This is a genomic window from Roseateles sp. P5_E4 (assembly GCF_054049255.1).
Genome location: NZ_JBFUMS010000004.1, coordinates 215,695 through 229,191, shown reverse-complemented (window position 1 = coordinate 229,191; position 13,497 = coordinate 215,695). Strand labels below are relative to the sequence as shown.

Here is a 13,497-nt window from a genome sequence, read left to right as displayed (position 1 = left end):
ACCGGCGCATTGGGCCGGTGGAGGCGGCGACCCCATGGCTCGCCGAGAGGCTCATGAGGAGATCTCGTCGCTCTGTTTGCGGCCTTCGAGATCCTGCTGCGACACGACCGCGACCGTGTATCGCCCGACATTCAGCAAGCGCATGACGCCGCGATGCGCCTTGTCTGCCAAGCGTGAAGTGGCATAGGGGCCGAGCATCTTGACAGGGTAAAGACCCTCTCCGTCGACGACCTCGACCCAGTGTGCGTCGGCTTTTCCGGTCGTCATCCTCTTGATTCCTCTCGGGTGTTGAGCTGCCTCGCGCAGGGCTGCCATGACCTGAACTGTGCAGACCTTCGGTGAGGTCGGTATGAGGTCAGTGTGAAGTTCCAGGACGCAAGGCAGGCGCCGGCCTGCATGAGCCCCCTAGAACCTGAGGCTGCCGCCCACACCCCCACAGGCCTACGCTTCGCCACTTGTCATTGCCAAGCCTGGAGGCGCTCATGCCCACCTCGCGAATCGCGCTGGCCCTGTCGGGCGCCCTGTTGCTGGCCGCGGCCGGCATCGTTCAGGCCAACACCCTTGCGCCGGCCGCCGTGGCCGGCAAGGTGTCCTTCAACTTCGAACCACCAGCCGCCATTCAGGTCGACGGCTTCGGCAGCTTCCCGCTGCTCGGCCCGGGCGGCCAGGTTCGACTCGACGCATCGCCCCTGCCCAGCCCATCGTTGTACGCCGAGGTCGGGGTTGGCCCCGGCTTCACCGGGCGGGCCAGCGCGCAACTGACCTACCAGATGCAGGTCGTCGCCCCACCGGGCGCGGACCCGAATGCGGATGTGGGCGTGAACGCCGCCGTGGCCGGGCGGGTGCTGGGCTCGTCGAACAATGTCGACCCCTTCGCCGGCTTTGCGATGAAGGCGCAATGGCTGCTGGAAGACGTGAGCCTCGGCCTACAGCCGGTCGTCAGCGACGGCATCGAAACTGGCGCGCTGCAGGGCAGCTTCAACCAGAGCTTCGACCACGACGTCGCGCTGTTGCTCAAGCCCAGCCATATCTACCGCGTGACGCTGGTTGCCGACGCCTTCGCCGGCGCTTCGTCGGGGCCCTGGGCCATTGCCACCGCCTATATCGACCCCGTGTTCACCTTCGCCGGCGGCGTCGGCCCGGGCTACGCATTCGAGTTCAGCGCGGGCATCGGCAACGCACCCATCCCGGAGCCCGGTGCATGGGCGTTGCTCACGGTGGGACTGCTCGCACTCGGGCTCCGCATGCGCAGACGCGCCGGCTGACAAACTCAGCGCTGCACGCCCCAACGCCTCACCGTCAACCGCTCGACGGTGTCGAAGAGGAAGCGCTCGACCAGCCAGCTGATCAGCACGATGGTGGCCAGGCCGGCGAACACGCGGTCGGTCAGCGGCTCGTTGCGGCTCTGGAAGATGTACCAGTCCAGGCCACCGCTGCCCGATGATGCGCCGAAGAAGAACTCGGCCGCGATCAGCGTGCGCCAAGCATGATCAGAACGGCTTGTCGCCCTCGATGGTGGTGCGGTGCAGGCGGCGGCGCATCTGCGGTGGGCAGCCGGCGGCCAGGTGGGTAACGGAGCGGTTGTCCCAGAACACCATGTCGTGGGGCAGCCATTGGTGGCGGTACTGCAGTTCGGGCCGCGTGCCGTAGGCAAACAGCTCGGCCAGCAGATTGCGGCTCTCGTCCTCGGAAACATCGACGATGCGGGTCGTGAAGTGCTCGCTGACGAAGAGGCCGAGGCGCCCCGTCTCCGGATGGGTGCGAACGACAGGCTGCACGACAGGCTTGACCTGTGCGACCTGCTCGTCGCTGAGCTTGGGCCGCCACGGGCTGCGTTCGCGCAGCTCCTCGTACTTGGCGAGGTAGGAGTGCTCAGCCTTCAGGTGGCGCACACGCTGCTTCAGCTCGGGCGGCAGCGCCTCCCAGGCCGCATGCTGATCGGCGAACAGCGTGTCGCCGCCTTCACTGGGCAGTTCCTGGGCCAGCAGCATGGAGCCCAGGCTGGGCTTCTCCTTGTACGACAGGTCCGAATGCCAGAAGTAGCCCGCGTCGCCGAGGCCGACCGGCTGGCCGTTCTCGACGATGTTGGAGACGATGAGGATCTCCGGGTGGCCCTTCAGGTGGAACTGGTGCAGCACATGGATCTCCAGCGCGCCAAAGCGGCGGCTGAATTCGATCTGCTGCTCGGGCGTGATGCGCTGGTCGCGGAAGACGAGCACATGGTGGTCCAGGTGCGCGCGGTGGATGCGGCGGAAGTCCTCGTCAGCCAGCGATTGGCTCAGGTTTAGGCCCACCACCTCGGCGGCAAAGCTGCCTGGCAGAGGGCGGATCTCGACGCGGGTGAGGGTCTCCGTGCTCATGTTCACGCTCTAGCCAGGCGGCGCACCACCGACACGAAATGGTCGATCTCGTCGCAGGTGTTGTAGAAGGCGAATGATGGCCGAACGGTCGCTTCCACGCCAAAGCGGCGCAGGATGGGCTGGGCGCAGTGGTGGCCGGAGCGCACCGCGATGCCCTCCTCCGCCAGCGCCTTGCCCACCGCCGCCGTCTCGTGGCCCGCCAGCACGAAGCTCAGCACGCTGGCCTTGTCTGCCGCGGTGCCGATGAGGCGCACGCCCGGGATGGGGCGGATGGCTTCGGTCGCGTAGGCCAGCAGGTCGTGCTCGTAGCGGGCGATGTGGTGCAGACCGATGCGCGACACATAGTCCAGCGCCGCGCCCAAGCCCGCCGCATCGGCGATGTTGCCGGTGCCGGCCTCGAATTTCGCCGGTGCCGGCTGGAACACGGTGCGGTCGAAGGTCACGTCGGCAATCATGTTGCCGCCACCCTGCCAGGGCGGAATGGCGTCCAGCACCTCCTTGCGACCGACGACCGCGCCAATGCCGGCGGGGCCGAAGATCTTGTGGCCGCTGAAGATGAAGAAGTCGCAACCGATGGCCTGCACGTCCACCGCGAGGTGGGACACCGACTGCGCGCCGTCCACCAGCGTCGTCACGCCTTGCCGCTGCGCGATGCCGACCAGCTCCTGCACCGGCACGACGGTGCCGAGGGCATTGCTGACCTGCGTCACGGCGAGCAGCTTGGCGCGCGGGCTGCCGATGAGCTTCTGCGCTTCGCTCAAGATGACCTGGCCCGTGTCGTCCACCGGGATCACGCGCAGATGCGCGCCCTTGCGGGCCGCGAGCTGTTGCCAGGGCACGATGTTGGCGTGGTGCTCCAGGTGGGAGACGACGATCTCGTCGCCGTCGCCGACGTTCTGCTCGCCCCAGGTGTTGGCCACGAGGTTGATGGCCTCGGTGGCACCGCGCACGAAGATGACCTCATCCGCCGAGCGCGCATTGACGAACTTCGCCACCGTCTTGCGAGCACCTTCGTAGGCATCCGTCGCGCGTGCGGCCAGCGTGTGGGCGGCGCGGTGGATGTTGCTGTTCTCGTGCTCGTAGAAATAGCTCAGCCGGTCGATGACGGCCTTGGGCTTCTGCGTCGTGGCGGCGTTGTCGAACCAGACCAGTTGCTTGCCGTTGACGCGCTCCGACAGGATGGGGAAATCCCGGCGGATGGCGTTCACGTCGAAGGGCTGGCGCTGGCCTTGCAGCACATGCTTGTTCGGCAGTTCGCCAGCGTGATGACCCGCGGCGCCGGGGTGGCGTGGCTGCAGGTCCAGCACGTAGAGCGATGGCTGCTGAGACACGCTCGAAGGCTCGACGAAGTAGTAGCCCGAGGGCACGGCTTCGCGTTGCGGCGGCGAGATCTGCTGAGGTACGCCCAGCAGCTGGCTGCCGGCGCGGCCGTCGATGCCGGGCACGCTGGTCAACAGCACATCGGGCACGCCATTGCCAGCTTGCGCGTGGGGTGCCCGGGCGGGTGACGGGCGCAGCAATGCGGCGACGTGATCGGGGCCTGTGGGCGCGAGATTGAGGCCGGGCGCCGCTGCGCCAAAGCCGCCGAACTGCGTGGTGGTGGACTGGGGCAGCGGGCCGCTCGGCAGGCCGGGCGGCAGCGGGTTGGCGGGCACGTTGAGGCCCCCAGCCGACTGCACTGACCGCGCCGAAGGGAGCGACCCTGCATTCAAGCTGCCGAACAACTCGTTGGCCAACCGGCCCAGCGCCGCGACGTCGAATGGGCTCTCGACCACGTCAGCGGTAGGTGTCAGGGTACTCATGGTATTTGCCCACTTCCACGTCTTCGAGCACGGCCAGCGCGTCGTCGCTGTGCACCGCGAGCGAGCAATACAGGCTGATCAGGTAGGAGGCAATCGCGTTGCGGTTGATGCCCATGAAGCGCACCGACAGGCCCGGGCCCTGCTCACCCGGCAGACCGGGTTGGTAGAGGCCGACGACGCCCTGGCGCTTGTCGCCCACGCGCAGCAGGATGATGCTGGTCTTGCCGTCGTTGACGGGCACCTTGTCGCTGGGTATCAGCGGGATGCCGCGCCAGGTCAGGAACTGGCTGCCGAACAGGCTGATGGTGGGCGGCGGCACGCCGCGGCGCGTGCACTCGCGGCCGAAGGCGGCGATGCCCAGCGGGTGGGTCAGGAAGAAGGCGGGCTCTTTCCAGACCTTCCCGAGCAGGTCGTCCAGATCGTCCGGCGTGGGCGCGCCGGTGAGGGTGGACAGGCGCTGCTCGTCCGCGACATTGGCCAGCAGGCCGTAGTCGGGGTTGTTGATCAGCTCGGACTCCTGGCGCTCCTTGATCGTCTCGATGACGATGCGCAGCTGCTCCTTGATCTGGTCGTGCGGGCTGCTGTAGAGGTCGGACACGCGGGTGTGCACGTCCAGCACGGTGGCCACCGCATTCAGGAAGTACTCGCGCGGCGCGGCGTCGTAGTCGGCGAAGGTGACGGGCAGCTCGGCCTCGTCGCGCTTGGCGCAGGCGACCTTGACGGCCTCGGGGTCGGCCACCTTGTTGAGACGGTAGATGCCGGCCTCGACCGGGATCCACTGCAGCAGATGCGTCAGCCAGCGCGGCGTGATGGTGGAGAGCTGCGGGACGGTTTTTGTCGCGTTCGCAAGCTGCCGCGCGGCGGTGTCGCTGAGCGCGAGTTGAGGGGTGTCAGCCATGGGGAAAAGGGCTCCTGGGGGCGGTGGGTTGGGGGTGAGGAAATCAGGCGCTCAGCGCCTGGAAGGCTGAGTTCGGATCGGCTTGCGAGGCCGCCTGGGAAATGCGGCTTTGCGGCGGCAGGCTGCGCGTCAGCCAGACATTGCCGCCGATGACAGAGCCGCGGCCGATGGTGATGCGGCCGAGCACGGTGGCGCCGGCGTAGATGACGACGTCGTCCTCGACGATGGGGTGGCGCGGCTGGCCCTTGTGGGCATGGCCGGCCTCGTCGGTCGGGATGCTCTTGGCGCCCAGCGTGACGTTCTGATAGATGCGCACACGCTGGCCCAGCACGGCCGTCTCGCCGATGACGACGCCGGTGCCATGGTCAATGAAACAACCCGCACCGATCTGCGCGCCAGGGTGGATGTCGATGCCGGTCTGCGCATGGGCGAGCTCGGCGATCACGCGAGCAATCAGCGGCAGCCCGAGACGGTACAACTCGTGCGCAAGGCGGTGGCTGATCAGCGCATGCAGGCCTGGGTAGCAAAGCAGCACTTCGTCGACGCTGCGCGCTGCCGGGTCGCCCTGGAAGGCGGCGATGACGTCGCTGTCCAGCAGTTCGCGCACGACGGGCAGGCGGGCGGCGAAGCGGGCCACGCGCTCGGCGGCGTCGTTGAAGGTCGGCACCTCGGTACCGCGCAGCCGCGCGTCGTGGCCCAGCTCCAGCGCCACCTGCTGGCGCAGCCTGGAGAGCGCCGCGCCCAGCGTGTGGCCGACGTAGTAGTCCTCGCCCTCGGGCTGCAGGTCGGGCGGCCCCAGGCGCATCGGGAACAGCGCGCCGGCCAGTTGCTGCACGACGACCGCCAGCAGCTCGCGCGACGGCAGCTCGCGGCCACCGGCGTCCCAGCGACGGTGCTCCTCGCGCCAGCGTCGGCGCGCGCCACGCAGCGCCGAGACGATGCTCGACAGCTCGTCGACCGTATCCATCAGTCCTGCACCCAGGGCAGGCTGTGGAAACGCCAGCCATTGAAATGGCCGCGCTGCTGGTGATCGTCGCTGTCGCCTTCAAAGCCTTCCTGCACATTGAAGACATTGGCCAGCCCGGCCTTGGTCGCCGCCTCGGCAGCCAGCGCCGAGCGCTTGCCGCTGCGGCACAGCAGCAGCACCGGCAGCTCGTTGCCGGATTTGCCGCCCACCTTGGCGTCCAGCTCCTTGGCGAAACGCGGGTTGCGGTTCAGCGAGGTGCCGGTGGCCCAGGCCACGTGCAGGCTGCCCGGCACATGACCGACGAAATGGCGCTCCTCGGCGCTGCGCACGTCGACGAGGACGGCGCGGCCCGCCTGGACCAGGGCCCAGGCATCGCGCGGTGCGACGCTGCCTGCGAAGGGCAGCACAGCGGCCTGGGCAGCCTCACGGGCGCGGGCCAGGACTTCGGGTTCTTCAAAAGCAACGGTGCTCATGTCGGCTCTCATGCGAAAACCGAGCAAGGCTAGGGTTCAGGGCTTCTTCGGCAAACGAAGCAAAACGCGAACAGTTATGCGGTTTGCACGCAAGGCCCTCAGGCAAAGAAAAAGCCCTTCGACCGGCGCAGCGGTTCGAAGGGCTGAATCCACCCTTGCGGGAGGAGGAGACAAACAAGGAAGTCTCAACCGTAACGCCAGAGCGGCGGGCGTGGCAGTCAACTTGGCGACTGATTGAATGACCAAACCGCCATGAGGTATGAGCTGCGGTTAAGTCTTCAGCCGCCCAGCCGCCCGATCCACCATCGGATCATCGCCCTGGCATCCCCAATCTTGATGAGCAACCGCCCTTGACCTGGGAAACCCTGTGGACCGATCGCCACTCCATGGCCTGATCGTCAGCCGCGAAGCAACGCAGCTTCATTCAAGGGGCACTCATGAACTCAAGCCAGACTCACTGGACCCGCGCGGCCATGCAGCGCACGACCTTGGTGTTGGCTGCGGGGTTGGCGCTGGCCGCAACGCCAGCTACGGCGGGTACCGTCGTCTACGACAGCTTCGACACGCCCGGCTATTCCCTGGCCAGCTATGGCGCCAAATGGGTCAACCCCTATGGCCTGGGCGAAATGGCCCTCGGCGACACGCGCGACTTCTCGGGCGGCAGCTTCGCCATCAAGGCCCCGGTCTTCCAGACAGGCTATGACTTCAGCGTCTACGACCACCTCAAGTACATCGCCACCAGCAGCCAGGCCTTCGCCGTGCCCACCGGCGGCTCGCTGACCTTCTCCTCCACCATCAGCGCCACGGCTCACAACACCCAGGCGGCGGGCCGCGTCATCAGCGGCAGCTACATCCAGAGCGGCCTGCCCTATTCGGCCACGGCCCTCGAAGGCCAGCAGGCTGGTGCGGTCATGAACATGATCGACTTCTCCACCGGTCAGCTGTTCGACTGGTTCATCTCAGGCTCGACCGCCTTCACACTGATCGAGCGCCTGCCGTCGTCGGTCACCAACCCGGCGCTGTTGCCGGGCGATCCGGGCTACGTCGGCATCGACAAGATGTACACGCAGATCATCAAGCAGATCGACATCGGCCCCGGGCCGCACACGGCTTCCATCAGCTACAGCGATGCCGGCAGCGTCAGCTACTTTCTCGACGGTGCACTGGTGTCCCAGGTCGACAACGTCGGCATCCCGCTCGACCAGCAGGGCGCCAACTGGTCCGGCGTCTATCCGTCCTATGGCCCGGGCGAGGCCCTGGGCGGCAAGATCCACAACCTGACCATCGGCCACGGCCTCTTCAGCCTGCTCGACGCCTTCCCCTTCCAGCATCCCGACAGGCCGGACCTGGCCGTCTCCGTCCCCGTGTCGGAACGCCTGTTCGGCCAGGGCATGGACGCGAGCTTCGACAACTTCACCGTCACCTCGGTGCCCGAGCCGGGCAGCTGGGCGATGCTGGTGGCCGGCTTGATGGGGGTCGGCGTGGCACTGCGGGGCCGGCGAACGGTCCCGGCCTGAGGCAAGCGCCAGAAAAATCACGACAGCTCCGGATCGCATGACGTATGATGAGCGTCATGCGAAATACAGCAAGCAACGCCAGAGCCGCGGCCAAGGAGGCCTCGCACGAGCGCATCGTGTCGGCCGCGGCGCGAGCCATCCGCCGCAGCGGCTACGACGGCACGGGTGTGGCCGACATCATGAAGGAGGCGGGCCTGACCCATGGTGCCTTCTACGCCCACTTCCCGTCCCGGGAGGCCATGCTGGCGGAAGCGGCCGGGCTGGCCTGTGCCCAGGCAGCCGCCGCCGTGGCCGACGCCGTCGCCCACACGCCGCCCGACAAGACCCTGGAGACCATGCTGCACGCCTACCTCTCCAAGGCCCACGTCGAGCAGGTGGAGCTCGGCTGCCCACTGGCGGCCCTGGGCTCGGAGACATCCCGCCAGGCTCCCGAGGTGCGCCGGGTGACCACCCGCCACATCAAGGCGATGGTGGACCTGATTGCGCGCCAGTCGCCTGATTGGGGGCAACCCGCAGCGCATGAACACGCATTGGTGACCCTGGCGACCATGGTCGGCGCCCTGCTGCTGGCACGCGCCGTTGACGAACCTGCACTGTCGAGCAGCATGCTCGACGCGGCGCTGAAGCGCCTGGCTCCCACCCATCCCTGAACCCTCACCGATGCAGTCGGCCTTTTGTTCGCACTTAAGTATGACGAACATCATGCGAGTAAAGATTCAAACCTTCCTGACCCGCCGCGCACCGCGTACGCCGGCGAGCTCCTGACCTCCACACGCGGACGAAAGAACACCATGAACACGAACAACAAGATCGCCCTCGTGACGGGCGCCTCCTCAGGCATAGGCCAGGCCACCGCCGAGCGGCTCGCGAAAGCCGGCTACACCGTGTACGGCACGAGCCGGCAAGGGCGGCAGGCGGGGCAGCGCGGATTCAAGATGCTGGCCCTGGACGTGACGCTGGACGACTCGGTCCAGGCCGCGGTGGAGCAGGTGGTGGCGCTGCACGGCCGCATCGACCTGCTCGTCAACAACGCCGGCTTTGGCGTCGCGCCGGCCGGCGCGGAGGAAAGCTCCATCGAGCAGGCGCAGGCCATCTTCGACACCAACTTCTTCGGCATCGTCCGCATGACGCGGGCCGTCCTGCCGCACATGCGGCGCCAGGGCAGCGGCCGCATCATCAACATCGGCTCCGTGCTGGGCTTCCTGCCCATGCCCTACGGCGCGCTCTACGCCGCGACCAAGCACGCGATCGAAGGCTATTCCGAGTCGCTTGACCATGAGCTGCGCACCCGGGGCATCCGCGTCTCGGTCGTCGAGCCCGCCTACACGAAGACGCCGTTCGACGCCAACTTCCTGGAGCCCGATGCCAAGCTCGATGCGTACCGCGAGGCCCGTGTGGCGGTGAGCGAGAGGGTGAGGCAAGTGATGACGACCGCAGACCAGCCAGGCGTCGTCGCCGAGGTCGTACTGAAAGCCGCCAGCGCAGCTCAGCCGCAACTCCGCTACACGGCCGGCGGGCTCGCGAGCCGCCTGCGACTGCTGCGCCGATTCGCGCCCGCTGGCCTGGTGGACGCCGGCATCCGGCGCGATCTGCAGCTCGACGCGGTATCGTCGGCGAGCGCATCATGAAAGCCTTTCTCCTCGACCGCTACGGCAAGAACCGCACATTGCGGTCGGCAGAGGTGCCGGCTCCGACGCTGCGCGATGACGAGGTGCTGGTCCAGGTCCACGCCGCCGGCGTGAACCTGCTGGACGCCAAGATCAGGAGCGGCGAATTCAAGCTCATCCTGCCTTACCAACTGCCCCTGGTGCTGGGCCATGACGTGGCCGGCGTCGTCACCGAAGTCGGGCCGCGCGTGCAAGGTTTCAAGCCGGGCGACGAGGTCTATGCCCGGCCTGATGACTTCCGCATCGGCAGCTTCGCCGAGTTCGTTGCGGTCAAGGAAGCGTCCCTGGCGCTCAAGCCCAAGGCGCTCAGCATGGAAGAGGCCGCGTCGCTGCCGCTGGTGGGCCTGACCGCCTGGCAGGCCCTCATCGAGAGGGCAAAGCTGAAGAAGGGGCAGAAAGTCTTCATCCAGGCCGGCTCCGGTGGCGTCGGCAGCTTCGCCATCCAGCTGGCCAAGCATGTGGGGGCCACCGTCGCCACCACGACCAGCAGCGCCAACATCGAGCTCGTGAAGCGCCTGGGCGCCGATGTCGTCATCGACTACCGCAACGATGACTTCGAGCGCGTGCTGCAGGACTACGACGTCGTGCTGCACAGCCAGGACACCGCGGCATTGCACAAGTCCCTGCGCGTACTCAAACCCGGCGGCACCCTCATCTCGATCTCCGGCCCGCCCGATCCCGCCTTCGCAAAGGGCCTGGGCGCGCCCTGGTTCGTGCGCCTCGTCGTGCGCCTGTTGAGCGCCGGCGTCAGGCGGGCGGCAGCGCGCCTGGGCTTGAACTACTCATTCCTCTTCATGCGCGCCAGCGGGCAACAGCTGCGCGAGATCACTCGCCTGGTCGACGCCGGCGCGATACGCCCGGTCGTGGATCGCGTCTTTGCGTTCGAATCGACGAACGAAGCGCTGGCCTATGTCGAAACAGGCCGGGCCAAGGGCAAGGTGGTGGTCAAGGTGAAGTAGACGACCGGTGGCGATGCGCGCTGCCCTCGGCCTTGCGGTAGTGCTCGCCCAGGACATCGCGGCCGAAGTCGCCGTCGAAGTCGCGCCACACCGAATGGATGTGGTTGCCACCCGAGTTGTCAAACTCGATGAGGAAGCTGGCGCCCTGGATGCGGAAGTAAAACGGCTGGCCAGCCTGCGTTGATCCGGCCCAGCCCATGCGGATGCCGTCGAGCGGCGCGGCGCGCACGCGGCCCAGGCGAGCCTGGGCCAGATCGGGTTGAAGGTGGTCGGCCAAGGCGGTGATCAGCTTCAGCACCTGGGCCTGCTGGCCGGCGTCCATGTCCGCGAAGGGCAGGCCCATGGCGTCCAGCGGCCTGGCACGCGCGGCATTGCCGCTGACGATGTCGCCAAAGGGGCGGGTGCTGAAGATGGCGCGCGAACGCTGTGCCGGCGCCAGACCGGCCAGCCATTGGCGGGCCAGGTCTTCCTCGCTACCCAGCAGGCGAAAGCCCTGCTGCGGCCCGGCAGGCACGACGGCCGGGTTGGCGCCAAAGAATTGCGGCAGCGTCGACACATAGCGGTCGCCGTCCAGGCTGAAGTGCAACGACAGGTGATGTCCTTCGATGCGCCAGCCCCAGCCAGTCGCGCCCGGCTCGCCGTAGATCGCGATGGCGTAGTTGTCGGGATCGCGAAAGCTGCCCGAGCCCTCGATCTGGCGCAGCGCGATCTCCAGCGCCATCAGCGCCCTGACCTTGCCCAGCCCGCCCTCGTTCAGCGCGGTGCGCAGCAGGGCCGTCGTCGCCTCGCGCTGCGCGGGCGACATGGCCTTCCAGGCGATGCCGTCACGGCGGCGCGGCGTGTAGTGCCAGTCACTGCGGGCGGCGTCGGTGAAGGGGTGCAGCAGCTCGCCGCGCTGCGACGCCGGCGTGGCCTGCGCGAGCTGTCGGGCTGCCTGCGCGGGGGCCGGCACCTGGGCGTGCAGCTTCGGCATGACGGCAAGCAGGGTCAGGAGGGCCGAACTGGCCAGCAGTGAACGGCGGAGCTTCATGACCCCCAACATAACGTAACCACCAAGGCCTCTGCTAGGGATCAACATTCGGCCAGGCCGGCCCTAGGCTGGCCACTCACTCAGGAGACCCCCATGGCCGCCAAGAACACGATCTGCCTCTGGTACGACGGTGACGCCGAAGCCGCCGCCCGCTTCTATGCCGAGACCTTCCCCGACAGCCGCGTCGGCGCTGTCCACCGCGCGCCGGGCGACTACCCCGACGGCAAGCAGGGCAACGTGCTGACCGTGGAGTTCACCGTCGCCGGCATCCCGTGCATCGGCTTGAACGGTGGCCCGATGTTCAAGCACAGCGAAGCCTTCTCCTTCCAGATCGCCACCGACAACCAGGCCGAGACCGACCGCCTGTGGAAAGCCATCGTCGGCAATGGTGGGCAGGAAAGCCAGTGCGGTTGGTGCAAGGACCGCTGGGGGCTGTCGTGGCAGATCACGCCGCGCGCGCTCATCGATGCCATCAGCGACCCCGATCCCGCCGCTGCCAAGCGGGCCTTCGAGGCCATGATGGAGATGCAGAAGATCGACATCGCCAAGATCGAGGCCGCACGACGCGGTTGAGCGGGCCCGCCGGGCCCTGAGAATCCCGGCCATGAGACCTGCCCTCACCATCGCAGGGCTGCTGGCCGCCGCCCTGCTGGTCAGTTGCGCCCACCACCCCAGCCTCGCACCCCAACCGCTCGCCGAAGCCGACGCGGCCGTCGAGCGCTTCATCGCCCAGGGCCAGCTGCCAGGCGCCGCGCTGTGGGTCGAGCGCGTCGGCCACGGCAGCCACCACCGCGCCTACGGCCAGCGTGCCGTCGAGCCGGCGCCCGAGCCACTGGACGAAGCCACCGTCTTCGACGCCGCCTCGCTGACCAAGCCGGTCGTCACCGCCACGCTGGTGCAGCTGCTGCGCGAGCGCGGCCAGCTTGACCTCGAAGCGCCGCTGCAGCGCTACCTGCCCGGCTGCGGCGGCGCCGACAAGGCCGGCATCACGCTGCGCCTGCTGCTGACGCACAGCTCGGGCCTGCCCTCCGGCCTGCCCCGCAATGGCGCCGGCGACTGGGCGGGCAAGGACGACGCCCTGCGCATCGCCTGCGGCCTGCCCCTGGCCGCCGCGCCGGGCACTCAGTTCCGCTACTCGGACGTCAATTACATCCTGCTCGGCCTGATCGTCGAACGCACCAGTGGTGTGGCGCTGGAACGCCTGGCCGAGCAGGCCCTGTTCCAGCCCCTGGGCATGAAGGACAGCAGCTATCTGCCGCTGCGCCGCATGGACGCCTCACGCGTCGCACCGACCGAAAAGCTGCCCGATGGCCAGGTGCTGCGCGGCGAGGTGCATGACCCGACCGCCCGCAAGATGGGCGGTGTGGCTGGCCATGCAGGCCTGTTCACGACGACGGCGGACCTGGCCCGCTTCGCGCGCATGCTGCTGGCCGGCGGCGTGGGCGAGAACGGCCGACGCCTGCTGTCCGAGCAAAGCGTGGCCCTGCTGACGACGCCGCAGTCCTCGCCCGACCTTGCCGAGCAGCGCGGCATGGGCTGGGACATCGCCTCGCCCTATGCGCGCCCGCGCGGCAGCCTCTATCCGCCCACCAGTTTTGGCCACACCGGCTTCACCGGCTGCGCCTTCTGGCTGGACCCGACAAGCCGCAGCTTTTTCGTGCTGCTGTCCAACCGCGTGCATCCAGCCGCAGGCACCAATGTGCTGCCGCTGTATGGCGAGCTGGGCACGTTGGCGGCGCGGGCAGCGGGTTTGTAGGCGGATAAGTCGACCTCATCGCGCCCCAGCCCGTTTCGTCGCATGAGCCCGACCTCCTGCGCGCGTCG

At 68.0% G+C, this 13,497-nt stretch carries 14 protein-coding genes and 1 pseudogene; 7 read left to right on the top strand and 8 right to left on the bottom strand.

Annotated elements, in window-relative coordinates; genetic code table 11:
- Positions 1-51 precede the first annotated feature (51 nt).
- On the bottom strand, positions 52-267 hold the full coding sequence (locus tag ACXJLH_RS10225; RefSeq protein WP_457443873.1) for a hypothetical protein: 216 nt from the start codon (positions 265-267) through the stop codon (positions 52-54).
- Between the two features lie 215 nt (positions 268-482).
- Between ACXJLH_RS10225 and ACXJLH_RS10220 the strand changes: the two genes are divergently transcribed.
- Positions 483-1,265, top strand: coding sequence for a PEP-CTERM sorting domain-containing protein (locus tag ACXJLH_RS10220; protein ID WP_457443871.1), 783 nt, complete (start codon positions 483-485; stop codon positions 1,263-1,265).
- Positions 1,266-1,270: 5 nt separating this feature from the next.
- Here ACXJLH_RS10220 and ACXJLH_RS10215 read toward each other — a convergent pair.
- The 6 genes and pseudogenes from ACXJLH_RS10215 to ACXJLH_RS10190 form a co-directional block, all read right to left on the bottom strand.
- Positions 1,271-1,486: pseudogene (locus ACXJLH_RS10215) on the bottom strand (ABC transporter permease); the annotation flags it as partial.
- Between the two features lie 4 nt (positions 1,487-1,490).
- Positions 1,491-2,360, bottom strand: coding sequence for a TauD/TfdA dioxygenase family protein (locus ACXJLH_RS10210; protein WP_457443869.1), 870 nt, complete (start codon positions 2,358-2,360; stop codon positions 1,491-1,493).
- Between the two features lie 2 nt (positions 2,361-2,362).
- Positions 2,363-4,162, bottom strand: a complete 1,800-nt coding sequence (locus ACXJLH_RS10205; RefSeq protein WP_457443867.1) for a family 2A encapsulin nanocompartment cargo protein cysteine desulfurase — start codon at positions 4,160-4,162, stop codon at positions 2,363-2,365.
- On the bottom strand, positions 4,137-5,060 hold the full coding sequence (locus tag ACXJLH_RS10200) for a family 2A encapsulin nanocompartment shell protein (RefSeq protein ID WP_056193959.1): 924 nt from the start codon (positions 5,058-5,060) through the stop codon (positions 4,137-4,139). The genes ACXJLH_RS10205 and ACXJLH_RS10200 overlap by 26 nt, the downstream gene beginning before the upstream one ends.
- 43 nt (positions 5,061-5,103) lie before the next feature.
- Positions 5,104-6,027, bottom strand: a complete 924-nt coding sequence (gene epsC / locus ACXJLH_RS10195) for a serine O-acetyltransferase EpsC (protein WP_457390786.1) — start codon at positions 6,025-6,027, stop codon at positions 5,104-5,106.
- Positions 6,027-6,500, bottom strand: coding sequence for a rhodanese-like domain-containing protein (locus tag ACXJLH_RS10190; protein ID WP_056193954.1), 474 nt, complete (start codon positions 6,498-6,500; stop codon positions 6,027-6,029). Before ACXJLH_RS10190 ends, epsC begins: the two co-directional genes overlap by 1 nt.
- 437 nt (positions 6,501-6,937) lie before the next feature.
- Here ACXJLH_RS10190 and ACXJLH_RS10185 point away from each other — a divergent pair, with 437 nt between their 5' ends.
- From ACXJLH_RS10185 to ACXJLH_RS10170, 4 genes are all read left to right on the top strand, one after another.
- Positions 6,938-8,017, top strand: coding sequence for a DUF6081 family protein (locus ACXJLH_RS10185; RefSeq protein ID WP_457390787.1), 1,080 nt, complete (start codon positions 6,938-6,940; stop codon positions 8,015-8,017).
- A gap of 44 nt (positions 8,018-8,061) precedes the next feature.
- Positions 8,062-8,667 carry a TetR/AcrR family transcriptional regulator gene (locus ACXJLH_RS10180; protein ID WP_457443866.1) on the top strand — a complete coding sequence of 202 codons (606 nt, stop codon included), beginning with the start codon at positions 8,062-8,064 and terminating at the stop codon, positions 8,665-8,667.
- 141 nt (positions 8,668-8,808) lie between these two features.
- Entirely contained in the window at positions 8,809-9,645 is an 837-nt protein-coding gene (locus ACXJLH_RS10175) for an oxidoreductase (RefSeq protein WP_457443864.1), read from the top strand.
- The gene (locus ACXJLH_RS10170; protein ID WP_457443862.1) at positions 9,642-10,643 is read left to right on the top strand and encodes an NADP-dependent oxidoreductase; all 1,002 of its coding nucleotides are present in this window, start codon (positions 9,642-9,644) and stop codon (positions 10,641-10,643) included. The genes ACXJLH_RS10175 and ACXJLH_RS10170 overlap by 4 nt, the downstream gene beginning before the upstream one ends.
- Here ACXJLH_RS10170 and ACXJLH_RS10165 read toward each other — a convergent pair.
- A complete protein-coding gene (locus ACXJLH_RS10165; protein ID WP_457443861.1) occupies positions 10,630-11,673 on the bottom strand; it encodes a DUF3500 domain-containing protein in 1,044 nt (347 codons plus the stop codon). The two genes, ACXJLH_RS10170 and ACXJLH_RS10165, sit on opposite strands and share 14 nt — an antisense overlap.
- Positions 11,674-11,766: 93 nt before the next feature.
- Between ACXJLH_RS10165 and ACXJLH_RS10160 the strand changes: the two genes are divergently transcribed.
- Entirely contained in the window at positions 11,767-12,246 is a 480-nt protein-coding gene (locus ACXJLH_RS10160) for a VOC family protein (RefSeq protein ID WP_056193933.1), read from the top strand.
- Positions 12,247-12,277: 31 nt separating this feature from the next.
- The gene (locus tag ACXJLH_RS10155) at positions 12,278-13,429 is read left to right on the top strand and encodes a serine hydrolase domain-containing protein (protein WP_457443859.1); all 1,152 of its coding nucleotides are present in this window, start codon (positions 12,278-12,280) and stop codon (positions 13,427-13,429) included.
- Positions 13,430-13,497: the final 68 nt, after the last annotated feature.